Origin of the sequence: Roseomonas sp. CAU 1739, assembly GCF_039839775.1 — a bacterium.
In the GTDB taxonomy this organism is placed as follows: domain Bacteria; phylum Pseudomonadota; class Alphaproteobacteria; order Acetobacterales; family Acetobacteraceae; genus Neoroseomonas.
The window spans coordinates 503,584-525,844 of record NZ_JBDOQQ010000002.1 but is presented as its reverse complement, the minus strand read 5'-3'; the positions used below and the strand labels follow the sequence as shown (position 1 = coordinate 525,844).

Here is a 22,261-nt window from a genome sequence, read left to right as displayed (position 1 = left end):
TGATCAGACTGACCCGCCGGTGCGGAATCCGCCGCCGGAATCACTGCTGCCGCCGGTGGTGAAGCCGCCATTGGACGTCCCGCCGCCCGTGCTCCAGCCCCCGCCGCTATCGCCGCCGGACCAGCCGCCGCCTTTGCTGCCGCCGCCGCCCTGCGGCCTGCCTTTGCCCCAATACGGCGACCTGTCCTCCTCCCACCACCCACCGCCTGATGCGGGAGGTGCGGGACCGGTCGACCATGGACCCGGCGCCGGCCGGCCCCAGGGTCCAGGCAATGGCTTGCCCCAGGGTCCGGGCTGGCTGGTGCCCGGCATCTGGTCGGGCATGCGCTGACGTTCCATGCGGTCCCAGAATCCGTCGCGGGACAGCGCGCCGCGCAGCACCTCGCTGACCAGCGCACCGATCAGCGCGCCGCTGGCGAAGCCCCAGTCGCTGCGGTCCACGCCGCGGCTGCGCATGTCCTGGCGCAGCGTCTGCAACTCGGTCAGGCGGCGCCGCGCCCCTTCGGCCTGCGCTTGGGCGTCAGCCAGCGCATGCTCCAGCCGCGCGCGCTCGGCCGCGGTGATTTCGAGCCGGGAGACGATCGCATCATCCTCGCGCGTCGGCGTGCGGGCGGCTTCCTCGCGCAGGGTGCGCAGGGACCGCGCGCCGATCGCCGCCTCCAGCGCGCGGATCGCCTGCTGGGACGCCGCGTCCTCGCCGGCAGCCAGCGCGCTGCGCTTCGCCTCGGCCTCGGTCAGGGCGGTGCGCGCCGCCTCGACCGTATCCTCGGCCGCCGCCAGCGTGGTGGTGTCGGGGCGCGGCTCGCCTTGCGGCAATCCGGCGAGGGCTCGGCGGCGTTCCACCATGGCGCGCACCGCGGCATCCGCCTCGGCGCGCATGCGCGCCGCGTGTGACGTCATGCTGCCCGGCAGTTCCGCCAGCAGCGCATAGGACCTGCGCGCCGGTTCGAATTCGATCAGCCTGGCGACCCAGCCATCGATCATCCGCACCAGCGGGAAGGCGCGATACCGGCCGGTGCCCCAGCCTCGGTCCCACAGATAGGCGAACAGCGGATCGGCGCGGTAGGGACGGCCCTTCTCTTCGAAGTCGCGCGCGGCGAAGCCGGATTTCTGCTCGGCATGCTGGGCGACGCGCTCGGCCTCCTCAGCCGCGGTGGACAGGCGCTGGAATTCGGCATCCTGCGTCGCCTTGGCATCGGCCGCCTTCAACGCGGCGGCTTCGGCATCTTGTGCGGCGCGATGGCGGGCGGCCTCGGCGTCGCGCTGCGCCTCGGCGGCGACCAGGGCATCACGGGCATCGAGAACCGTGCGCTGCACCGCCTCCAATTCGACAGCGCGCCGGGAGAGGCTCTCGCGCACCTGCGCCCCGGCGGCATCGAGCGCCTCGACCGCCTGTCGCCCGTCGGCGAGTTCCATCAGGCGCAGGCGCGCCAGTTCGCGCAGCGCCTCGGCTTCCTCGGTGCGCAGCCCCTCGCGCTGGGCGGCGAGACGATCCGCCTCGGTCTGCGCGGCGGAAGCCTCGCGCTGCGCATCGGCCAGGTGCGCGTCGACTTCCTGCAGCACGGCGACGCCATTCACCATGACAGGATCGCCCCCCCGGTGGTCTGTATGGTCCAGCGCGGCGCCAGGGTTCCGGCAACCTTCTCGCCGATGACCGGCTGGTCGATCAGCCCGTCGGCGAGCTTGTCGCGGCGCACGCGTTCGAACTCCGCTTCCGGCACATGCAGCGCCCAGCGGGACACGCGGGCGGTGCGGCCGTCTTCCTCGCTGGTGATCGGCACCTCCACGGGGCGGCCGTCGCGGTCCACCGCCTCGACGATCAGGTAGTAGTTCCGGGCGCGCGGATTGGCCGCGGGCACGCGCCAGATCGCGGACGGCTCGCCGGGGCGGTTGACGATGCGCACGGTGTAGGCAGCGGCGAGCCGCGCGGCGAGGTCGTTGAGCGCGGTGCGCCGCGCACGGGCCTCGGTGAGGTTGCCGGCACGCGCCGCGGCCTCGCCTTCGGCCAGCAATCGTGTCGCATCGGCGCGCGCCGCGGCGTCCTGGGTGCCGGCAAGAACGCGGTCGTATTCGGCACGCAGCGCGCGCGGCAGGCCGGTGCCGAGTTCCTGCGCGAGGGCCGCCGCCTCACGCTGGCGGGGTGCGACGACGGTGAAATGATAGACGCCCCAGCCGACGACCAGCACGCCGAACCCAGCCAATGCAAAGCGGCCCCAGCGCGCCCGCGTCGCCCATGCGGTGGCCAGGCTGCGCTTCCAGCCTTCGCCCTTCGGCGCATAGGCGAAGCGTTTCTCCTCCAGCGCGGCGATGCCTTGGTCGAGGACGCCGTCGGAGACCTCGATGCCTTGCGACTTGTAGATCTCGCGCAGACGCTCGCGCAGCCGCTGCTGCCGGTCCTCGCCGCCGAGTTCACGTTCGACCAGGCGATCGGCGTGGCGGATGGTGTCCACCACGTCCATCGCCATCATCGTCTCATCGAGCGCGGGCGCGGGTGTCGCGACGGCCGCGGCGGGCTCAGGCATTGGCGGCGACGACCGAGCTGGCGCGCTGGGTCAGCTTCGCCATGCGCTGCTTGGCCTCCTCGACCGAGCGGCGGATCTCCTCGCTGTTCTGCGTCGCGGAGGTCCGCATCTCGTCGATGATCTCGAGCGAACGTTCCTGGTAGTTCACCACGGACTCCACCAGCTTCTTCACCGCATCCGCCTGGATGGTCGGGCCATAGCCGGCCTTGAGCGCGGCCTCCTGCACCTTGCCGCCGATCTCGGCGAGGACTTCGAGCGACTGGTTCACGCCGGACTTCATGCTCTCCAGCGCGCGGGTGCTCTCATGCAGCCCATGCATGCCGGTGAAGGAAGCGGTGAGCGCGGTCAGCACCGCCTCATTGGTCGAGAAGAAGGAGACGGACTGCTGGTAGACGCGTTCCTTCGCCGTCGTGGTCTGCACCAGCCGGGCCATGATGACCTCGGACGTGTTGTAGGACACGGTCAGGTTGTCGGCGAGGTCCTTGGCGATCTGGTACTTGCCGTCCTCGGCCTGGAGCACGCGCAGCGCCTCGTCACGGGCGAGTTCGAGCTTGGCGCGTTCGGCCGGTTCCAGGGTCGCCGCGGCCTCGGCCGCCTTCACCGCCGCATCGGTCGCGGCCTTGGCGACGTTGAGCCGCCCCTCGCCGGTCTTCAGCACTTCGAGCGCCAGCACCTCGGCCTGCTTCAGCGCACCGCGGAAGTCGCGATAGGCCTCGAGGATCGAATGCTCGCGGTCGATGTTTTCCTTGGTGTCCTTCGACACTTCCAGATAGGTGTCGCGGATCTTGTCGAAGCGGGACGCGATGTCGCCGCGCGTCGCCTTCTGCCAGATGTTCGACAGCCGCTCCATGGTGGAGATCTTGCCGTCTTCCATCTGCGCGACCATGCCGCGGGCATCGTCGCGGATGGAGTTGAAGGCGTTGGTGATGGTCTGGTAGCGCTCGCCGACCTCCATCGCCTTGATCTGCTCGCGAACCACCTCGTTGAAGGTGGTGGCCTGGTTCAGCACGCGGGCGATCAGGGTGACGCGGTCGGTATCGACCTCCATGATCTTCGAAAGCAGGCCGGTGATCGGGCTTTCCTCGGCCGAGGCGGTCGGCAGCGGCAGGCCAAGGTCGCGCAGCGCGCCCATCGCCTTGTCGAGGTAGCGCATGGGCTGCACGGTGACGGCGGTTTCGCTCATCCTGTCCGGTCTCCTGGCCTGGGCGTGACGGTCGCAGGCGCGAGGGCGCCGGGGAGCGTAATCACGCTGTCAAAAACATTGGCCTGGACCGTGGCGGGTCAACGCATCGCGGTTCAGGCGTCGGGGCGCGACTCATAGCCTGCCCCGCCGCCCGAGTCAGCATTCATGCCGGAGGCGGTCACATCACCGTGCGACCGACCTCACATCCTGCGCGCGGGTGCGTTCGTCCACCCGCGGCGTATGCTCGAAGCCCGCGCGCATTGCCCAGATATTCTTCTGCAGGTGGGTCGAGATGATGCCCTGGTCGTTCACCAGGATGCGCGTCGCGTCGAACAGCAGGGCTTCCCGGCGCGCATCGTCCAGTTCCCGGCTGGCGGTCTGCAGGGCCGCGTCGAAGGCGGGGTTGGCGTAGCGGCCACGATTGACCGAGCCGGTTCCCAGATCCCGGTTGTAGGTCATCGCGACCGAGCGCAGCCCCGCGAGCGGTTCACCCGTCGAGGTGCCCCAGGAGACGAGAAAGACCGAGAACTCCTGGCGCGAGGCCCGCGCGATGAAACTGGCATAGGGTGAGACCTCGACCTGGGTGCGCACGCCGATGCGCGTCCACATCTGCCCCACCGCCTGGGAAATGCGGGCATCGTTGGGATAGCGGTCGTTCGGGCCATGCAGCGTCAGGCGGAAGCCGTTGGGGTAGCCGGCCTCGGCGAGCAGGCGGCGCGCGCCCTCAACGTCCGCGGCGGGCACCGTCAGGTCGGGCGTATAGCCGAAGGAGCCCGGCGGCATCACCTGCACCGTCGCGGTCGCCGCGCCTTCCATGACGCGCGAGACGATGGCCGCGCGGTCGATGGCGAGCGACAATGCGCGCCGCACGCGCACATCCTTCAGCGGATTGCGCGGCAGCGGGCGACCGTCATTGTCGGTGATGAAGGGCGTGGGGCCGTCGCGCATGTGGTCCATCGCGAAGTAGATGAAGCGCATGCTGTCGATTTCGCTGAGCGACACGCGTGGCGTGCGGCGCAGGCGTTCGATGTCGGTGGTGGGCACCTGGTCGATGAAATCGACATCGCCGGCCAGGATCGCCGCGGTCCGTGCGGCGTCATTGGTGATCATGCGGTAGTCCACGGCCGCCCATTGCGGCCGCCCACCCCAATAGGCGTCGTTGCGTTGCAACTCGATGCGATCGCCGGGGCGGTGCATCGTCATGCGATAGGGGCCGGTGCCGATGGCGACCCGGCCGGAATTGAAGTCTTCCGTCGTCGCACCCTGATGCGTCTGCCGGTCGAGCATCGGCACCATGGCGATGTCGTTGGGCAGCACCGGCGCGGGGCCATTGGTGCGGAAGCGGATGGTGTAGGGATCGACGATCTCAACGCCGGTGATCGCCTGGGTATAGGTGCGGAAAGACCCGGGGCTGTTCACCACCTGCGGGATGCGTTCGAGGGTGAAGGCGACGTCCTCGGCGGTGAAGTCCGATCCATTCTGGAACTTCACGCCGCGGCGCAGGCGGAACTCCCACACATCCTCGCCGACCGGGCGCCAGGATTCCGCCAGGCCCGGCCGCACCCGCGCGCGGTCGTCGGTCTCGATCAGATTGTCGAACACCATCGAGGCGAAGGCGTTGTTGGGAGAGATGTTGTGGAAATGCGGATCGGTCGCGGTGATCTGCGCACCGACACCCATGCGCAGCGTCTGCGCCTGCGCCGCGCCGGCGACCAGGGCGATGCCGGCGGTAGCGGCCATCAGGGCCTGTTTCATTGCTGCGCTCCTCCCGTTCGTTGTTGTTCAGCCCAGCAGATAGGCGGCGCCGGACCTTTCGCAGATGCCGCGGATCAGCGTGGCCAGGCTGTCCGGCACCGGAATGCCGTCGCGCAGGCGACGCTGGCGCTCGACCTCCTCGGGTTCGCCGGCGACCAGCACGGGCTTCGCCGGATCAGTCGCGGGCGTCGCGTGCATCACGTCGATGACGTCGTCGAGGTCGCCCTCGAACTCGCCCGGCATGCGGAAGGCGGCCGGGTCGATCGCCATGAAGAAATGGCCGATGTCGTCGGGGTCACCCGGCTTCTGCGTGCGGTTGCGGATCGGCGAGAAGGAGGATCCGACCAGCGTGCCACCCAGGATATGCACCATCATCGCCAAGCCGTAGCCCTTGGCGCTGGCCATCTCGGCGGTGCCGCCCAGCGGCGACAGACCGCCCTGCGGCTGATTGAACACGATGTCGAAGCCCTGCTTCGGGTCCGTGACCGGCTGGCCCTTGGCGTCCAGCACCCAGCCTGACGGCAATGGCCGGTCGTTGAGGTCATAGACCTTCACCTTGCCGGCGGCGGTCGTCGTCGTCGCCATGTCGAGCACGAAGGGCGGATGCCGCTTCGCGGGAGCGGCAAAGGCCAGCGGATTGGTGCCGAGCACCGGTGCCGCGCCGCGCGTCGGCACCATCGTCACGCCGCGCGTGGCCGATGTGACCATGCCGATCGCGCCGCGACGTGCGGCGATGCGCGCATAGACACCCGCCGCGCCGAAATGGTGGGAATTGCGGACCCCGACGATGCCGACGCCGGCTTCCTTCGCCTTGTCCACCGCGAGGTTCATCCCGAAGGCCGAGACCGGATGCCCCAGCCCCGCGCCGCCATCGACCAGCGCGGTGCAGGCATTCTGCTTCTCGATGCGCGGCCGCGCCTGCAGGTTCAGCGAACCGTCCTTCACGCGCTTCTCATAGGTCATCAGCATCGAGATGCCGTGGCTGTCCACACCGAGCAGGTCGGTCTCGATCATCGCCTCGACGGTGGTCTTCAGCAGGTCAGGCGCCATGCCCCAGGATTGCAGGATGGCCTCGATCTGCGCGCGCACGCGCTCATGCTGGACATTCACGGTGTCAGGCGCCTTCGCGGATGAAAGGATTGGTCAGATGACCGATTCCGGTGATCTCGACATCCACCACGTCGCCGGAGACGAGGTCGGGTGAGACACCATCCGTGCCCATCCAGATGATGTCGCCCGGATGCAGCGTGATGTTCTGTGTCATGGTGGCGATGAACTTCGCCACGCCGAACAGCATGTGGTTGGTGTGGTACTGGGTGCGGATCTCGCCATTCACGCGTACCGTCGTCACCGCGGCGTCGAGGTCGAAATCGGTTTCGATCCACGGCCCCATCGGCTTGAAGGTGTCGGTGTTCTTCGACCGCCAGAAGGTCCGGTCGGCCTTCTGCCAGGTGCGTTCGCTGACATCATTACCGATGGTCCAGCCGAGCAGGCAGGACAGCGCGTTCTCCTCCGTCAGGTGCTTGGCCTTCTTGCCGACCACGGCAACCAGTTCGCCTTCGTAGTGCACCTTCTCGGTCGCGTCGGCGGGGATCACCACCGTCTCGCCATGGGCGATCAGCGCATTGGCGGCGCGATAGCCCATGTCGGGCTTGGTCGGGATGTTGGGTGTCTCGCCGCGCCGGGCCGCACCTTCCTTGACGTGTTCGACGTAGTTCAATCCCGCCGCATAAAAGGTCGGCGGGATGACGGGAATTTCGATCTTCACGGCCGAAAGGTCGTGCTTGCGCGACGTAGCCTCGTAGCCGCGGAAGGGGTCGCCCGCGACTTCCGCGATGCGGCCGCCTTCCAGGATGCCATAGGCGGTGCGGCCCTCGGCCGTGAAGCGGATCCAGCGCATCAGGCGGCCAGTGCCTGCTGAATGAAGGCCGGCTGGAACACCTTGTCCGCCATCACCTGGCAGCGCTTCATCAGCCGGTGCTCGTTCGGCCCGTAATCCGGGATGGCGTTGTGCAGCGTGCCGATGTTGTCCCAGATCAGCAGGTCACCCTCGGACCATTGATGCGTGTGCAGGAAGCGGTCCTGCAACTGGTGTTCGAACAGCGCTTCCAGCACGCGATCGCTTTCGGCTTCATCCAGCTCGTTGATGCGCACCGCATAGCCGGGGTTGCAGTACAGCACTTTCCGGCCGGTGATCGGATGCGTCAGGAACACCGGATGCACCGAAGGTGGGCGCTTGGCGCGCTCCTCGGGCGTGAGCGGCTTGCGCCCGGCCGTGCCGCGCTTGACCATCATGTCCCAGAACTTGTTGAAGTCATGCGTCGCCGTGGCGTTCTCCAGCCGCTTCTTCAGCGCCGGGTCCAGCTCATCGTAGGCCGCATGCATGTTGGCGAAGACGGTCGAACCCAGCACGCGACCATCGCGCCGCGGCACCCGGTGGGCGTTCAGCACGTTCACGAAGCCCATGGTGTCGCGATAGGACATGTCGGTGTGCCAATCCTGCCCGGCATCCGCGAGGCCGATCGGCTTTCCGTCCACCATGATGTTCGAGAGGATGCCAACCTCCGGGACCTCCGGATCCTGGAACTTGCCGGACAGCGAGGTCTGGATGGAGCCGAAACGCAGCGAGAAGTCGCGCAGCGCGGCCGGTTCGAGCAGTTGGTTCGGAAAACACAGCACGCCGTGCTGGCCAAGTGCGCGCAGGATGGTCGCGAAATCCGCGGCGCTCATCGGGCGCGAGAGATCGATATCGGTGACGCTCGCTTCAAGCACGTCGCCGCTGGGTCGAATGGTGGGCATCCCGGTCTTCCTTTCCTGCCGCAGCGGGAAGGAGGATGCACCCTGCCACGCGCCGCATTGCCGCGGGCACGCATGGTTGGCGGACATGTCCTTCCCTCCGGGGCATCCAGACCCCGGTGCGGCAACGCTAGACCTGCCGCGGAAGCGCGGCAAATCGGCGGGCGGGATTGGCAGGCCTGCGCGACAAGTCCAGGCTGGTCGGCTGTCCGAGCCATAGGAGCAGGCGATGGGAAACCCGGTGATTGCCATCCTCGCACAGGGTGCCATGGGTGCGGGCGTTGCCGCGCGGCTGGTCACGCATGGCGTGCGGGTGCTGACCTGCGTGGAGGGCCGCAGCGCCGCCAGCGCCGCGCGCGCCGCGCAGGCGGGAATGGAGGCCGTGCCCGAGACCGCCTTCGGGCAGGCTGACGCGTTCCTGTCCATCCTGCCGCCGGACCAGGCGACGGCAACGGCGGAACGCTTGGCCCCGATGCTGGCGGCGGCGGAGAAGCCGCCCCTGTATGTCGACTGCAACGCCATCAGTCCCGAGACGATGCGCCGCGTGGCCAACCTGCTCGGCACCCATGGCCTGCGCGTCGCCGATGCCGGGATCATCGGCGGCCCGCCACGGGAGGGGTATGGCGGCCCTGTGATCTACGCGTCCGGCCAGGAAGCGACGGGTCTTGCGGCGCTGCTCGACCGGCGCGGGATCAACCTGCGCGTGATGGACGGGCCGATTGGCGCGGCTTCCGGGCTCAAGATGTCCTATGCGGGCATTACCAAGGGGCTGGTCGCGATCGGCTCGGCCATGATGCTGGCGGCGACGCGCGCAGGCGCGGCTGATGCGCTGCGCGCCGAACTCGCCTCGAGCCAGCCGGCGCTGTCCGCCTGGTTCGCCCGCATGGTCCCGAGCATGTATGGCAAGGCCTATCGCTGGGCCGGCGAGATGGAGGAGATCGCCGACTTCGTCCGGGAGGATGACGGTGCCGCCGCCATCTATGGCGGGGCGGCGCGGCTCTATGCGCGCCTCGCCGATGCAGGGAGCGAGACGGAGGTCGCGGCCTTGCGCGCCTTCCTCGATGGGTCGTGACCGACGGCGCCGATCCTCGCGGCCCCACGCGGTTCTTCTTCCGTGACTTCCTGCGTCTCGCCGGCCCCTTCTGGCTGCATGGCGCGCAGCGCTGGTACGCGCGGGGCTGGACCGCCACGATCGTGCTGCTGTGCGCCGCGCAGGTGGCGCTCGCGATCCGGCTGAACCTCTGGAGCGCCGACCTCTTTGACGCGCTCGAACGCCGTTCGATGGATCGCTTCCTGACGCAGATCGGCATCTTCGCCCTGATCGTCGCGGGCGCCGTTCTGTCCAACGCCTTCCACATGGTGGCGCGGCGGCGCGTGAACCTGGCCTGGCGCTCCTGGCTGACACAGCGCGTCGTCGGCGACTGGATGACGCAGGCGCGTCAATACCAGGTGGCGCAGATCCCGGGTGACCACGACAACCCGGATGGACGCATCGCCGAGGACATTCGCATCGCCACCGAATACGCGGTCGATCTGGCGCATACGCTGCTCTACGCCACGCTGCTGCTGGTGTCCTTCATCGGCGTGCTGTGGAGCCTGTCGGGGTGGGTCGCGGTGTTCGGGCTGTCGGTTCCCGGGCATCTCGTCGCGTTGTCCATCGCCTATGCCGCCATGGGGTCCACCATCGCCTTCATGCTGGGTCGGCCGCTGGTGGTCGCGACGGATCTGCGCCAGACGCGCGAGGCGGATTTCCGCTTCGGCCTGGTCCGCGCCCGTGAATCCGCCGAGCCCATCGCGCTGGCACGCGGGGAAGCGCATGAGCGCGCCCGCCTTGCCACGCTGTTCGACACCATCGCCCCGGCCTGGGCCGCGCAGACCGAAGGGCTGTCGCGCCTGACCGGATTCTCGGCGGGCTACATCACCCTCGCGCCGGTGTTTCCCATCCTGGTCGCGACGCCACGCTTCATTGCCGGCACCATCACGCTCGGCGCCCTGATGCAGACGGCGCAGGCCTTCCAGCAGGTAACCGCCGCACTCTCCTGGCCGGTCGACAACCTCGCCCGCATCGCCGAATGGCGCGCCTCGGTGGAACGCGTGCTCGCGCTGGAGGAGGGCGTTCGCACTGTCAGGGCGGAAGCCGAACGGCAAGGGGCCGACGCCATCGTGCTCGACCGCGCCCCCGGGCGCGGCCTCGGCGCGCGCGGCCTGTGTGTCGCGCTGCCGGACGGCACGGCGCTGCTCAGCGATATCACCCTGCACGTCGAACCGGGTGAGCGCGTGCTGGTCACCGGCGACCTGGAAGCCGCCCAGGCCCTGTTCCGCGTGGTCGCCGGCATCTGGCCGTGGGGCCAGGGCGTCGTCGAACTGCCGCCGGAGGACATGATCGCCGCCATCGGCGAACGCCCACACCTACCGCCGGGCAGGCTGCAGGACGCGCTCGCCTTTCCCGAGGCCGCCGCGAACTATCCGGCCGAAGCCGTCGCGCGGGCACTGGCCGCCGCCGGTCTCGACAGCCTCGCCCAACGACTGGACGACGAGGCGGATTGGGCGGGCGTCCTTGGTGGCCCGGAACTGCAGCGCATGGCCGTCGCGCGTCTGCTGCTGCACCGGCCACGGTGGATCATCCTCGGCGAAACCACCGCATCCTTCGAGGCGGAGGAGGCCGACGCGATGATCCGCCTGATCGGCCGGGAGTTGCCGCAGGCGGGGCTGTTGCTGCTGGGCCGCCATCCGGGGCCGGCCGCGCATTTCACCCGGCAGCTGACGCTGCGCCGCCAGGCGGGCGGCGAGGTGCTGCTGCGCGAAATCCACGCCCGCCGCCAGGCCGCCGCGCAGCGGCCAAGACGGCGACCGCTGCCGGTGGTGGACTGGCTTCGCCGTGGCTACGAGCAGCGGCAGACCTGGTAGGTCAGAGCGGGCTTTTCACCCCGAGCCGCGTCGCGGTCGCGAGGATGTTGGACCAGGTTTCCGCCGGCAGCGGCACGCCATGGGCCGTGCGGTCGGTGCGGCGTTGCGCCTCCGGCTCACCGGGCAGCAGCACCGGTGCGGCGGGATCGGCCGGACGGCAGGCCGCGATCCAGTCGGCATAGACGAGGCCCATGCGTTCGAATTCGGCCTGGGTGCCGAAATGCTTCGGTGAGAGGAAGATCGACAGCATGCCGTTGGCGATGCGGCCGCGGCCGCCGACCGGCCCGCTGGTGCCGCCGGCGGTCAGGCACCCGGCCAGCATCTCGCACATGAAGGCGAGGCCCGAACCCTTGTGATCCCCGAAGGCGCGGATCGCACCCGCGCCATTGGCCGGATTGCGGGGGCCGACCGCATCATAGGGTCCGTACAGCGTGTGCGGGTCGGTCGACAGGGTCCCATCGGGTTCGATCAGCGCGCCCTCAGGCAGCTTCTTGCCGCCGGAGGACGCCACCAGCACCTTGCCTTCCGCGACCAGCGAAGTCGCGAAGTCGAGCACCAGCGGCCGGCCCGGCAGCGGCACGCCGATCGCGACCGGGTTGGTCGAGAAGCGCCGCTCCACCCCGCCAAAGGGCGCGACCAGAACACTGCCGGCGACGTTGACGAAATGGATGGAGATCAGCCCGGCTGCAATCGCCTGTTCGGCATAGTCGCCGACGCGGCCGATATGGCCCGCATTGCGCAGCGCGGTGATGCAGACGCCGCTGTCCTGCGCGCGCTTGATGCCCAGCGCCACGGCCTGCGGTGCGACCGTCTGGCCGAAACCCCACTTCCCGTCCAGCACGGCGAAGGATCCGCCATCCGTGACGACCTCGGCATCCTGGCCCTTCACGATGAAGCCGGCTTCGAGCCATTCGACATAGCGAGGCACGCGCACAACGCCGTGGCTGTCATGGCCGGCCAGGTTGGCGCCGACGAGATGCGTCGCGATGCGGCCGGATTCGGCGGCATCGCAGCCGGCGGCGATGAAGACGTCGCGAACAAGCTTTGTCAGCGCGTCGACGGGGATGTGTTGCATGTCCATGAGGGGCGTCCCGAAAGGAAGAAAGTGCGGGGGAGAGAACTCCCCCGAATCCCCCTCCTTCTTTTGTCAATTGGCGCCGGCCTTGGCGGCCCGTCTCCAAAAGATGGATAGGAGGAGGTTCGGTCCCGTCGGCGTTGCGCGGCAACGTCGACGGGTGCCCGGTTCGGGGAAGTTGCCTTCCCCGACATTGACCTACATCGCGGCGACCTTCTTCGCCGCCGGCGCCAGCAGTCGCATATAGGTCGGCGTCACCAGCATCTCGGTGATATTGGCGCGCGGCGGCATGGTAGCGACGAACAGCGCCATGGCGGCGATGTCCTCGGGCTGCAGCAGGCGTTCGATATCCTCGGCCGGTACGGGCTCGGGGCGGTTCTTCAGGATGTCGGTCGCGACCTCGCCGGGGCAGATGCAGCAGGATCGGATGTTGTGGATCCCGTTCTCCTGGTTGATCGACTGCGACAGCGCGACGAAGCCGTGCTTCGCCGCCGTGTAGCCAGGCCCCGACAGGAAGGAGATGCCCTTGCCGGCCATGGACGCGATCTGGATCAGGTGTCCGCCGCCGCGCTTGCGCATGCCTGGCAGGACCGCGATCGACGTCATGAACGGCGCTGTCAGATTGCCATCCACCAGGGCGCGGATCGCCTCCGGCGTCAGCTGGTGCATGTAGCGCTTCGGCAGGTTCACCCCGGCATTGTTCACCAGGATGTCGGGGCCGCCGATCGTCGATTCCACCTTGGCCAGTGCCGCGGCCACCTGCTTTTCGTCGGTCAGGTCGGCGGGGGCGATGACGGCACCGCCGCCGATCATCGCGGCGGTTTCCTCAAGTGGTGCGGTGCGCCGGCCGGTGAGTGCGACCTTGGCACCCTCGGCGGCGAAGGCAATGGCGATGGCGCGGCCGATGCCGCTGCCCGCCCCGGTCACCCAGGCGGACTTCCCAGCGAGACGCTGCATTGTTCAGAGCACCTTGTCGTTGGTGGGATCGATGAGGTGCATCTGATCCATGTGCGCGATCAGGCGCAAGGGCTCGCCCACCGTCGCCGGCGTCGCCGGATCCAGCCGCGCCGAGATCTCGGCGCCGTCCAGCTTGAAATGCGCCAGCGTCTCCATGCCCATCGGCTCGATCACCTCGGGCGTCAGGATCACCGGCGCCGGGTTGGTCTTGTCGGTCGGCTTGTCGTCGGTCAGGTGTTCCGGGCGGATGCCGAACAGCACAGCCTTGCCCGCATGCTGGCGATAGCGTGCGGTGCGGGCCTCCGGCACATCCAGCGTCGCGCCGTTGGACAGCGTCAGACGCAGCGCGCCGGAGACTTCCTCCAGCTTCGCGGGGATGAAGTTCATCGCCGGGCTACCGATGAAGCCGGCGACGAAGCGTGTCGCCGGATGGTGGTACAACTCCTGCGGCGGGCCGACCTGCTCGATGACGCCATGGTTCATCACCACCACGCGGTCGGCGAGCGTCATCGCCTCCACCTGGTCGTGGGTGACGTAGATGGTCGTGGTCTTGACGGTCTGGTGGACCTTCTTGATCTCGGTGCGCATCTGCACGCGCAGCTTGGCATCGAGATTCGAGAGCGGTTCGTCGAACAGGAAGACCTTGGGGTCGCGCACGATAGCGCGGCCCATCGCCACGCGCTGCCGCTGGCCGCCCGACAGCGCCTTCGGCTTGCGGGCGAGCAGCGGGGTGATGTCGAGGATGCGGGCAGCCTCGGTGACCCGCTTGTCGATCTCGGCCTTGGGAAATTTCCGCAGCGTCAGGCCGAAGGCCATGTTGTCGTAGACCGACATGTGCGGATACAGCGCGTAGTTCTGGAACACCATGGCGATGTCCCGGTCGCGCGGCGGGATGTCGTTCACCACGGTGCCGCCGATGGCAATGTCGCCGCCGGAAATCTCCTCGAGACCCGCGATCATGCGCAGCGTGGTCGACTTGCCGCAACCGGACGGGCCAACCAGGACCACGAATTCATGGTCGGCGATCTCGAGGTCGATCCCCTTGACCGCCTGCACGCCGCCTTCATAGGCCTTGATGATCTTACGAAGTGAAACCTGAGCCATGCCTGTTCAGCCCTTTGTCGCGCCGGCCGTCAGCCCGGCGATGTAGTAGTCCATGAGGAAGGCGTAGATCACCACGGGCGGCAGCGCGGCGAGCAGCGCGCCGGCCATCAGCTGCCCCCAGGCGAAGGTGTCGCCGCGGATCAGCTGCGATACCACGCCGATGGTCATCGGCATCTCCGATGGCGTCGTGATGAAGGCGGTCGGATAGACGAAGGCTGCCCAGGACACCGTGAAGGCGAAGATCGTCGCCGCGACGATGCCGGGCAGCGCCACCGGGATGAAGATCTTCCACAGCATCTGCATCCAGTTGGCGCCGTCGATCAGCGCCGCCTCATCCAGCTCCTTGGGGATCGATGCGAAGTACCCGATCATGATCCAGGTGCAGAAGGGCACCGTCAGCGTCGGGTACACCAGCACCAGGCCCCAGGCATTGTCGAGCAGGCCAAGCCCGCCGACGATCTGGTACAGCGGGATGAACAGCAGCGTGTCGGGCACCAGGTAGGTCAGGAACACGCCGGTCGCCAGCACCTGGCTGCCCCAGAAGCGCATGCGGCCGAGTGCGAAGGCCGCCAGCACGGAGATCACCATGGTGATGGTCACCACCGCCGCCGTGACCTTCACGCTGTTGATGAAGAAGTCGATGAACATGCGGTTGGTGAGCAGCGCCGCGTAGTTCTCCAGCGTCGGGCGGCGCACCCACCAGGGCGACCCGCTGAGGTCGGCGACCTCGGCGCTGGTCTTGAGGCTGGTCAGCAGCATGTAGACCGGCGGGGCGAGCATGACGATGGCCGCGACGATCAGCGAAATATACGCCGACCACAGCGCCCAGCGGCGTTCGCGCCGCAGGCTGCCGGCCTTGTGGTAGATGCCCTGCTGGGCGGTGGCGGCGGCTGTTGCGGACATCACGCTTCCTCCCGATTTCGACGGTTCACGCCGCGCAGCACGAAGAAGGCGATGAAGGCCAGGATCGGGAACATGAACAGCGACACCGCCGCGCCGCGCGGAATGTTGCCGGCCAGGATGCCGACCTGGAAGGCGTAGGACGCGAAGACATGCGTCAGGTCGCGCGGCCCGCCATTGGTCAGCACGCGGACGATGTCGTAGTTCGCGAAGGTGACGATCAGGCTGAACAGCACGGTGATCGAGATGATGTTCGCCATCATCGGCAGCGTCACATAGCGTAGCCGCTGCCACGACGAGGCGCCGTCGATCTGGGCGGCCTCGTACAGCTGTTCGGGCACGCTTTTCAGCGCCGCGAGGTACATGATCATGAAGAACGGTGCGCCGTACCAGACATTCACGATGATGACGCTGATCCGCGCCCACCAGGGTTCGCCGAGCCAGGGCACGGACGGCACCGCGAAGACGTTCAGCAGCCAGTTCACCGCCGAGTAGGACGGGTCGAACATCCACCACCAGCCCAGCGTGGACAGCGCGGGCGGGATCACCCACGGCACCAGCAGCATGCCGCGCCACTTGCGCTGCCCCTTGGCGGGGATGTGATGCAGCATGTGCGCCAGCCAGAAGCCGATCGACGCCTTCAGGATCACCGCGGTGACCGCGAAGAACACCGATTGGAAGATCACCATCCGGAAGGTGTCGGACTCGAGCAGGATGGCGAAGTTCTCGAGGCCGATGAAGGTGGTCATCCGCCGGTTCAGCGTCGCCAGATGCATCGCATAGGCCGCTGGCCAAATGACCAGGCCGCCGATCACCACGATCAACGGCAAGGTCATCAGCAGGGCGATCGTCGATCGTTGCCGTGCGAACCGCTTCAGTGAGGAGCCCGCCGGCACCTCCATGCGCGGGATTGTGACGTTTCCGCCATCTGCCATCCCGGGTTACCTCCCATGTTCGACGTCGCACCCGGGACCGAGGCCCCGGGTGCGACGGTACTGCGGTATCAGCCGCCGCGACGCATGTTGTTGATCTCGCGCTCGAGCCAAGTGAGCGCGGTCTCCATGTTCTCGCCACCCTGCGAAATCCGCGCGATCAACTTGGTGTTGAGCGCCTGGATATACATCTGCTGCGCCAGCTCCGGCGGGGCCGGAGAGAAGGCGATCGCATAGGTCGCGTCGTGATGCGGCTTCAGCGGGTAGTTGAAGATGGTGCCGACCGGTGGACCGATCGTACGCCACACGGGGAAGTCGGACATGCTCGGGAAGGGCGGGATGTCGTAGCCTTCCGAGGTATTCGAGCACAGTTCGGCGCTCTCGCGCTGGGAGATGAACTCGAGGAAGGTCTTCGCCGCCGTCTTGTTCCGCCCGAAGGACCAGATGCCGGTCTGATAGGGCAGATAGGCCAGGAAACGCCCGCGCGGGCCGGCCGGCATCGGGATGGTCCAGCACTTCTCGGCCACCTGCGGTGCGTCGCGCTTCGCCACCGCCCAGGCCGACGGCGGATTGAAGATCAGCGCCGAACGGCCGGAGATCAGCGCCCGGTTGTTCGACGCATCATCCCACGCCCAGACGTCGTTGGGCAGGAAGCGCGACAGCCGCACCGCATAGTCGACCGCCTGGCGCAGTTCCTGGTTGCCGCGGATCGTCGGATTGCCGCGCTCGTCCGTGACGCGAGCGCCATAGGACAGGAACAGCGCGCCGACCCAATCCACCGCATCGGTGAACTGACCCATCGGCAGGCCGAAGGGGAAGCCGGCCTTCTGGCAGGCTTCCGCGGCGCGCAGGAAGGTGTCCCAGGTCCAGTTCTCGGCACCCGGCCCCTTGCGGTCCTCGGCCGGCCACATGGCGCGGATGTCGAGGCCGGCATGTTCCTGCAACAGGTCGAACCGCGCGCAGGCCGGCTTGGTCTGGGTGCCGGAGGTCGCCGGCACCGCGCGCCAGGCACCGTTGCGCTTGCCGAGGAACTCGGCAACCGGGTTGATCGCGCCGTATTTGGCGATCAGCCGCTGGACGACGTCATCGCAGGACTCGAGTTGGTCGGCGTAGGTGCCCGGATCCCACGGCAGCAGGCTGATGCCGTCATGGCCGCTGCGCGACTGCGCCTGAGCCGCGATGGTCAACTGCAACTGGTTGCCCGTCGTATTGATGAAGTCCACGGTCATGTTGACGCGGTTCTGTTCGCCCCAGCGCTGCGCAAGCTGCTTGAGCGCATCGTTGCCACCGGGCACCCAATGGTCCCAGAAGGCGAAGCGAAGGCTACCCGCGGTGCCCTGCGCATGCACCATCGGTGCGCCCACGGTCGTCGCCGCCAGCACACCAGCCCCATTGCGCAGTACGTCGCGCCGGGACAACCCGTTCTTGGACATTCTTTCCCTCCAAACCTCCCGGTACGGACCTCAGACGGGTCCGTATTCCGACAGGCAAGGTTAGGCAGGGGAGACGGCGCATGGCAACCGCCTGAAACCATGGTGAATATATTGCCTAAAGGACAGGCATTCTGATGCCTTGCCGCTGTTAAGTACCCGGCGCAGGCTCGACCGCCGCGCCTGCCAGGAAGGCCACCATCATGTCTGATCCACTGCCTACATTTGAGGATGTCCGCGCTGCCGCGGCGCGACTGGCCGGGCGTGTCGTGCGCACGCCGGTGCTGCGCCACCGCCTGCTGGACGAACGCGCCGGCGCGACCGTGCTGGTCAAACCCGAGCCGCTGCAGCGCACCGGATCCTTCAAGTTGCGCGGCGCGACCAATGCGGCCCTGCTGCTTTCGCCCGCAGCCCGGCGCGGCGGCATCGTCACCCATTCCTCCGGCAATCACGGCCAGGGCTGCGCGGCGGCCGCACACATGCTGGGCATGCGCGCGACCATCGCGATGCCGTCCGACGCGCCAGCCATCAAGGTGGAGGCGACGCGCCGCTGGGGGGCGGAGATCATCGCCTATGACCGGCATGGCGTTGACCGCGAGGCGCTGGCGGAGACCCTGGCGGCGGAGCGCGGCGCCACCATCATCCCGCCCTTCGATCACCCGCACGTCATCGCCGGCCAGGGTACGGTGGCGCTCGAATTGATCGAGGATGCGGCGGCGATCGGCCTCGCCCTCGATGCCTTCGCCGTGTGCACCGGCGGCGGCGGCCTGACCGCAGGCTGTGTCCTGGCGCTCGAGGCGCTGGCGCCGCAGGCGGAGGCCTTCGCCGTCGAGCCGGAAGGTTGGGACGATACGCGCCGATCGCTCGAAGCCGGACGACGCGTTGCCGTCGAGATCCCCGGCAGCGGCCTGTGCGATGCGCTGCTGTCGAAGCAACCCGGGGCGCTGACCTTCCCGATCAACCATCGCCATCTCGCCGGCGGTGCGGTGGTGACGGAAGCCGAGGTGTTCCACGCCATGCGCTTCGCCTTCGAGCATCTGAAGATCGTCGCCGAACCCGGCGGCGCGGTGGCGCTGGCGGCGGTGCTGGCCGGCAAGGTGGCGGCGAAGGGCGGCGTGATCGGCGTCGTCATCAGCGGCGGCAATGCCGACCCGGCGGTCTTCGCGCGGGCCCTTGCCGCCTGATGCGGCTGCATCTGCGCCAGAGGCCAACGCTGCTTCTGGCGTTCGCGGTGCTGCTCGCCGCGCTTGCCATCGCCGTGCTGTTCGCCGGCCTGCCGCTGCGCGCGGGCCTGCTGGTCGGCTGGTGCGCCGGCGCCGGTACGCATTCGGGGCTGCTGCTGCACGCCCTGGTCATCACGCCGCCCGACCGCATGCGCAGCCATGCCCGCCTGCTTGAGGAAAGCCGCTGGACCGTGCTGGCCGCCACACTGGGCGCGGCCATCGCCGCGCTGCTGGGCGTGGTCGGCGAGATCGGCGGCGGTGCGCGCGCACCCTATTCCGCCCCGCTCGGCATCGCGACCATCGCGTTGTCCTGGGCGTATCTCCATATGCTGTTTGCGGTGCAATACGCCCATGCCTACTGGCTCGACGGCGGCGGCATCGCCTTCCCGGGCTGCGAGCATCCCGACTGGGCCGAGTTCTTGTATTTCAGCTACACGGTCGGCATGACGGCGCAGGTCTCGGACGTCACCACCACCTCCCCGGCCATGCGGCGGCTGGTGCTGACGCACGGTCTCGCCGCGTTCGTCTTCAACGCGGCGATACTCGGCCTAGCGGTCAATGTCCTGGCGGGCAGTGCGGCGAACTGACAGGCGGCTTGTCTTGCGCGCGGTTCGGCGCTTCCCTGGCGCCACAATCAGAATCGCCAGGGAAACGCCGTCATGAACCGTCGGAGCCTGCTCGCCCTTCCCGTCCTCGCCATGCCTGCCGTCGCGCGGGCGCAAGCCTTTCCCGACCGTGCGATCACCCTTGTCAGCGGCTTCGCCCCGGGCGGGTCAACCGACATCACCGCAAGGCTGCTGGCCGACCGGATGCAGGGATTCCTCGGCCCGAATGCACGGGTGGTGGTGGAGAACCGGCCCGGCGCATCCGGCACCGTCGCCTCGGATTGGCTGCGCCGCCAGCCGGCCGACGGGCATGTGCTGATGCTTAACGAGGCGTCCTCCCACGCGCTGATCCCGCACGCGATGCAGGGTGGTACGCGGTACGATCCAATGGCCGACTTCACCCATGTCGCGGTGGTGGCGAACGGGCCGCTGATCCTCATTGCCAAGCCGAACTTCCCGGCGGCGAATGCGGCCGAGGCGGTGCAGAAGCTGCGCGCCGGGCCGCAGGACGACATGCCCTACGCCTCGTCCGGCGTCGGCTCCATTCCGCATTTCGCCGCCGAGGCGGTCGCCGTCTCGCTCGGCCTGGGCGGCAAGTTCGCTCATATCCCCTACCGCTCCGGCGGGCTCATGGTGGAAAGCATCGCGCGTGGGGAAACGGCTTGGGGAGTCGCGGTGCTGGCCTCGGCAGCCGCGCAGGTGCGCGACGAACGCGTGCGCGGCATCGCCATCACCGGGCTCGATCGCTTCCCGGCTTTCCCGAACATCCCGACGCTTGCGGAATCCGGCATGCCGGGCTTCGACATCGGCAACTGGTTCGCCGTGATTGGCCCGCCGCGCATGCCCGCGCCGGTCACCGAGGCGCTGAACCGCGCCATCAACAGCGCGCTGCGCGACCCGCAGTTGAACGACCGCTTCCTGGTCGCCGGCATAACACCCTGGACGCGGCCGAACACGCCGGCCGATACGCGGGCCTTCTTCCAGGCGGAACTCGACAAGTTCAAGGGTGTGGTCGACCGCACCGGGGTTCGGATGGAATCGTGAGCGCCTCACCGGACGCGGATATCATCATCGTCGGCGGCGGATCCGCCGGCTGCATCCTCGCCGCGCGGCTGTCGGAGGATCCCGGCTGCCGCGTGCTGCTGCTGGAAGCCGGCCCGCCCGACCGCGACATCTGGATCAGCCTGCCGGCCGGCTACGCCAAGCTGTACGGCAGCGGCAAGTATGACTGGCGCTATGAGACCGAAGCCGAGCCCAACCTGAACGACCGCCGCATCCATTGGCCACGCGGCAAGGTGCTGGGTGGGTCGGGCAGCGTGAACGGCCTGGTCTATCTGCGGGGGTCGCCGCACGATTTCGACCGCTGGGCGCAGGCGGGCGCCGGCGGCTGGTCCTACCAGGATGTCGAACCCGTCTTCCGCCGCATCGAACATTGGGACGGCGCGCCCGATCCGGCACGCGGCGCCGCAGGCGCGATCCATGTGCGCGAACCGCGGAAGCTGGCCCCCGCCGCCAGTGCCTTCGTCGAGGCCTGCGTCGCCGCGGGCTTGCCGCGCAACCGCGACTGGAATGACGGCACGCCGATCGACGGCGCCGGTCCGGTGCAGCTCAACGTCAATGGCGGCAGACGGTCATCTACGGCGAAGGAATACCTCCGCCCCGCCATGGCGCGCGGCAATCTGCGCGTCGAGACCGGCGTGCTCGCCACCCGCATCGTTGTCGAGAACGGCCGCGCGGTTGCCATCGAGGCGCGGCAGAACGGCCAGCCCGTCACCTTCCGCGCGGCGCGCGAAATCGTCTGCTCGGCCGGCGCGATCGAGACACCGAAGCTGCTGATGCTGTCGGGCATCGGCGATGGCGCGGCACTTCAGGCGCTCGGCATCCCAATCATCCATCACAGCCCCGGCGTCGGGCGCAACCTGCAGGACCATCTGATCGCGAAGTTCATCTACCGCTCGAAGCCCTGCGGCACCTTGAACGAGATCATGCAGTCGCCGCTGCGCCAGGCGAAGATGGGCCTCGACTACCTGCTGACGCGCACCGGCCCGCTGTCGATCGGCGCCGGCGAGGCCAACGCCTTCGCCCGCGTCACTCCAGGTGCCGAGGAAGCCGAGATCCAGTTCCTTTTCGTGAACTTCTCCACCTTCGCCTATGAGAAGGGCCTGCACGGCTTCCCGGGCTTCATGTTCAACTACGGCGTCTGCCGCCCCGACAGCCGTGGCGAGGTCTTCCTGAAATCCCCCGACGTCGCCGACAAGCCGGGCATCCGCGCCAACTACCTCGACCATCCGAACGACATCCGCATCATGCTCGGTGCCGCACGGCTGGCGCGGCGCGTCGCCGCGCAGGTGCCGCTCGCCGCGCTGATCGAGGAAGAACTGCGTCCCGGCCCGGACGTGACGACGGATGATGCGATCCTCGAGAACATCCGCGCCACCGCCGGCACCGTCTTCCACCCCTGCGGCACGGCGAAGATGGGCAGCGACCCGATGGCGGTGCTCGACCCGCAGCTGCGCCTGCGCGGCGTCGACGGGCTGCGCGTTGCCGATGCCTCGGCATTTCCGCTGATCCCGTCGCCGAACATCCAGCCGGCGGTGATGCTGGTGGCGGAACGAGCGGCGGGCTTCATCAAGGCGGCGGCGTGAGCGGTGCCGAAGGCCAGAGGGGCTTTGCCCCTCCGGACCTCCCCACCAAAGGCTTAAGGCCTTTGCAAACCTCGACCTGGTGCCGGGCGCCTTGGCCGGTCGAGGATGATGTGGCCGGATCCGGCGCGGCAACCGGGCGGGTGAAAGGGCGTCCAACACCTCGGTCCCACCTCACGATGGCGACCCCGCAGGACGCGGCGCCAAATCCCCGCGGTCCAGGGGCCCGC

General features: G+C 68.5%; 19 protein-coding genes. 6 read left to right on the top strand and 13 right to left on the bottom strand.

What is annotated here, in order from left to right:
* Nucleotides 1–3: 3 nt before the first annotated feature.
* The 7 genes from AAFN86_RS06100 to AAFN86_RS06070 form a co-directional block, all read right to left on the bottom strand.
* Nucleotides 4–1,581 (bottom strand): hypothetical protein, encoded by a 1,578-nt coding sequence (locus tag AAFN86_RS06100; RefSeq protein ID WP_347542347.1) that lies wholly within the window; start codon nucleotides 1,579–1,581, stop codon nucleotides 4–6.
* Nucleotides 1,575–2,522 carry a DUF6384 family protein gene (locus tag AAFN86_RS06095; RefSeq protein ID WP_347542346.1) on the bottom strand — a complete coding sequence of 316 codons (948 nt, stop codon included), beginning with the start codon at nucleotides 2,520–2,522 and terminating at the stop codon, nucleotides 1,575–1,577. The genes AAFN86_RS06100 and AAFN86_RS06095 overlap by 7 nt, the downstream gene beginning before the upstream one ends.
* Nucleotides 2,515–3,705 (bottom strand): hypothetical protein, encoded by a 1,191-nt coding sequence (locus tag AAFN86_RS06090; RefSeq protein WP_347542345.1) that lies wholly within the window; start codon nucleotides 3,703–3,705, stop codon nucleotides 2,515–2,517. Before AAFN86_RS06090 ends, AAFN86_RS06095 begins: the two co-directional genes overlap by 8 nt.
* Before the next feature lie 183 nt (nucleotides 3,706–3,888).
* Nucleotides 3,889–5,460 carry an ABC transporter substrate-binding protein gene (locus AAFN86_RS06085; protein ID WP_347542344.1) on the bottom strand — a complete coding sequence of 524 codons (1,572 nt, stop codon included), beginning with the start codon at nucleotides 5,458–5,460 and terminating at the stop codon, nucleotides 3,889–3,891.
* Nucleotides 5,461–5,487: 27 nt separating this feature from the next.
* The gene (locus AAFN86_RS06080; protein WP_347542343.1) at nucleotides 5,488–6,570 is read right to left on the bottom strand and encodes an Ldh family oxidoreductase; all 1,083 of its coding nucleotides are present in this window, start codon (nucleotides 6,568–6,570) and stop codon (nucleotides 5,488–5,490) included.
* A gap of 4 nt (nucleotides 6,571–6,574) precedes the next feature.
* The gene (locus AAFN86_RS06075; RefSeq protein WP_347542342.1) at nucleotides 6,575–7,360 is read right to left on the bottom strand and encodes a fumarylacetoacetate hydrolase family protein; all 786 of its coding nucleotides are present in this window, start codon (nucleotides 7,358–7,360) and stop codon (nucleotides 6,575–6,577) included.
* A complete protein-coding gene (locus AAFN86_RS06070) occupies nucleotides 7,360–8,259 on the bottom strand; it encodes a TauD/TfdA family dioxygenase (RefSeq protein WP_347542341.1) in 900 nt (299 codons plus the stop codon). Before AAFN86_RS06070 ends, AAFN86_RS06075 begins: the two co-directional genes overlap by 1 nt.
* 226 nt (nucleotides 8,260–8,485) lie before the next feature.
* Here AAFN86_RS06070 and AAFN86_RS06065 point away from each other — a divergent pair, with 226 nt between their 5' ends.
* Complete coding sequence (locus tag AAFN86_RS06065) at nucleotides 8,486–9,328, top strand: DUF1932 domain-containing protein (protein WP_347542340.1); 843 nt, start codon at nucleotides 8,486–8,488, stop codon at nucleotides 9,326–9,328.
* Nucleotides 9,325–11,163 carry an ABC transporter ATP-binding protein/permease gene (locus AAFN86_RS06060; protein ID WP_347542339.1) on the top strand — a complete coding sequence of 613 codons (1,839 nt, stop codon included), beginning with the start codon at nucleotides 9,325–9,327 and terminating at the stop codon, nucleotides 11,161–11,163. Before AAFN86_RS06065 ends, AAFN86_RS06060 begins: the two co-directional genes overlap by 4 nt.
* Before the next feature lies 1 nt (nucleotide 11,164).
* Here AAFN86_RS06060 and AAFN86_RS06055 read toward each other — a convergent pair whose 3' ends face one another.
* From AAFN86_RS06055 to AAFN86_RS06030, 6 genes are all read right to left on the bottom strand, one after another.
* Nucleotides 11,165–12,244 carry a malate/lactate/ureidoglycolate dehydrogenase gene (locus tag AAFN86_RS06055; protein ID WP_347542338.1) on the bottom strand — a complete coding sequence of 360 codons (1,080 nt, stop codon included), beginning with the start codon at nucleotides 12,242–12,244 and terminating at the stop codon, nucleotides 11,165–11,167.
* A 192-nt stretch (nucleotides 12,245–12,436) separates the two neighbouring features.
* Entirely contained in the window at nucleotides 12,437–13,195 is a 759-nt protein-coding gene (locus tag AAFN86_RS06050) for an SDR family oxidoreductase (protein ID WP_347542337.1), read from the bottom strand.
* Between the two features lie 3 nt (nucleotides 13,196–13,198).
* Nucleotides 13,199–14,299: a sn-glycerol-3-phosphate ABC transporter ATP-binding protein UgpC gene (locus AAFN86_RS06045; protein WP_347542336.1), complete on the bottom strand. Its 1,101-nt coding sequence runs from the start codon at nucleotides 14,297–14,299 to the stop codon at nucleotides 13,199–13,201.
* A gap of 6 nt (nucleotides 14,300–14,305) precedes the next feature.
* Entirely contained in the window at nucleotides 14,306–15,202 is an 897-nt protein-coding gene (locus tag AAFN86_RS06040) for a carbohydrate ABC transporter permease (protein ID WP_347542335.1), read from the bottom strand.
* Nucleotides 15,202–16,134 carry a sugar ABC transporter permease gene (locus AAFN86_RS06035; RefSeq protein WP_347542334.1) on the bottom strand — a complete coding sequence of 311 codons (933 nt, stop codon included), beginning with the start codon at nucleotides 16,132–16,134 and terminating at the stop codon, nucleotides 15,202–15,204. The genes AAFN86_RS06040 and AAFN86_RS06035 overlap by 1 nt, the downstream gene beginning before the upstream one ends.
* Nucleotides 16,135–16,202: 68 nt before the next feature.
* Nucleotides 16,203–17,564, bottom strand: coding sequence for an ABC transporter substrate-binding protein (locus AAFN86_RS06030; RefSeq protein WP_347542333.1), 1,362 nt, complete (start codon nucleotides 17,562–17,564; stop codon nucleotides 16,203–16,205).
* A 200-nt stretch (nucleotides 17,565–17,764) separates the two neighbouring features.
* Between AAFN86_RS06030 and AAFN86_RS06025 the strand changes: the two genes are divergently transcribed.
* From AAFN86_RS06025 to AAFN86_RS06010, 4 genes are all read left to right on the top strand, one after another.
* Nucleotides 17,765–18,745, top strand: a complete 981-nt coding sequence (locus AAFN86_RS06025) for a pyridoxal-phosphate dependent enzyme (RefSeq protein WP_347542332.1) — start codon at nucleotides 17,765–17,767, stop codon at nucleotides 18,743–18,745.
* Complete coding sequence (locus AAFN86_RS06020; RefSeq protein ID WP_347542331.1) at nucleotides 18,745–19,371, top strand: DUF1345 domain-containing protein; 627 nt, start codon at nucleotides 18,745–18,747, stop codon at nucleotides 19,369–19,371. The genes AAFN86_RS06025 and AAFN86_RS06020 overlap by 1 nt, the downstream gene beginning before the upstream one ends.
* Nucleotides 19,372–19,443: 72 nt before the next feature.
* The gene (locus AAFN86_RS06015) at nucleotides 19,444–20,433 is read left to right on the top strand and encodes a tripartite tricarboxylate transporter substrate binding protein (RefSeq protein WP_347542330.1); all 990 of its coding nucleotides are present in this window, start codon (nucleotides 19,444–19,446) and stop codon (nucleotides 20,431–20,433) included.
* Nucleotides 20,430–22,034 carry a GMC family oxidoreductase N-terminal domain-containing protein gene (locus AAFN86_RS06010; protein WP_347542329.1) on the top strand — a complete coding sequence of 535 codons (1,605 nt, stop codon included), beginning with the start codon at nucleotides 20,430–20,432 and terminating at the stop codon, nucleotides 22,032–22,034. Before AAFN86_RS06015 ends, AAFN86_RS06010 begins: the two co-directional genes overlap by 4 nt.
* Nucleotides 22,035–22,261 lie beyond the last annotated feature (227 nt).

What these genes read in the sequence shown, in the direction of transcription:
- AAFN86_RS06100 (WP_347542347.1), bottom strand. Translation starts at nt 1,581, where the DNA reads ATGGTGAATGGCGTCGCCGTGCTGCAGGAAGTCGACGCGCACCTGGCC.
- AAFN86_RS06095 (WP_347542346.1), bottom strand. Translation starts at nt 2,522, where the DNA reads ATGCCTGAGCCCGCCGCGGCCGTCGCGACACCCGCGCCCGCGCTCGAT.
- AAFN86_RS06090 (WP_347542345.1), bottom strand. Translation starts at nt 3,705, where the DNA reads ATGAGCGAAACCGCCGTCACCGTGCAGCCCATGCGCTACCTCGACAAG.
- AAFN86_RS06085 (WP_347542344.1), bottom strand. Translation starts at nt 5,460, where the DNA reads ATGAAACAGGCCCTGATGGCCGCTACCGCCGGCATCGCCCTGGTCGCC.
- AAFN86_RS06075 (WP_347542342.1), bottom strand. Translation starts at nt 7,360, where the DNA reads ATGCGCTGGATCCGCTTCACGGCCGAGGGCCGCACCGCCTATGGCATC.
- AAFN86_RS06070 (WP_347542341.1), bottom strand. Translation starts at nt 8,259, where the DNA reads ATGCCCACCATTCGACCCAGCGGCGACGTGCTTGAAGCGAGCGTCACC.
- AAFN86_RS06065 (WP_347542340.1), top strand. Translation starts at nt 8,486, where the DNA reads ATGGGAAACCCGGTGATTGCCATCCTCGCACAGGGTGCCATGGGTGCG.
- AAFN86_RS06055 (WP_347542338.1), bottom strand. Translation starts at nt 12,244, where the DNA reads ATGGACATGCAACACATCCCCGTCGACGCGCTGACAAAGCTTGTTCGC.
- AAFN86_RS06050 (WP_347542337.1), bottom strand. Translation starts at nt 13,195, where the DNA reads ATGCAGCGTCTCGCTGGGAAGTCCGCCTGGGTGACCGGGGCGGGCAGC.
- AAFN86_RS06045 (WP_347542336.1), bottom strand. Translation starts at nt 14,299, where the DNA reads ATGGCTCAGGTTTCACTTCGTAAGATCATCAAGGCCTATGAAGGCGGC.
- AAFN86_RS06040 (WP_347542335.1), bottom strand. Translation starts at nt 15,202, where the DNA reads ATGTCCGCAACAGCCGCCGCCACCGCCCAGCAGGGCATCTACCACAAG.
- AAFN86_RS06035 (WP_347542334.1), bottom strand. Translation starts at nt 16,134, where the DNA reads ATGGCAGATGGCGGAAACGTCACAATCCCGCGCATGGAGGTGCCGGCG.
- AAFN86_RS06030 (WP_347542333.1), bottom strand. Translation starts at nt 17,564, where the DNA reads ATGTCCAAGAACGGGTTGTCCCGGCGCGACGTACTGCGCAATGGGGCT.
- AAFN86_RS06025 (WP_347542332.1), top strand. Translation starts at nt 17,765, where the DNA reads ATGTCTGATCCACTGCCTACATTTGAGGATGTCCGCGCTGCCGCGGCG.
- AAFN86_RS06020 (WP_347542331.1), top strand. Translation starts at nt 18,745, where the DNA reads ATGCGGCTGCATCTGCGCCAGAGGCCAACGCTGCTTCTGGCGTTCGCG.
- AAFN86_RS06015 (WP_347542330.1), top strand. Translation starts at nt 19,444, where the DNA reads ATGAACCGTCGGAGCCTGCTCGCCCTTCCCGTCCTCGCCATGCCTGCC.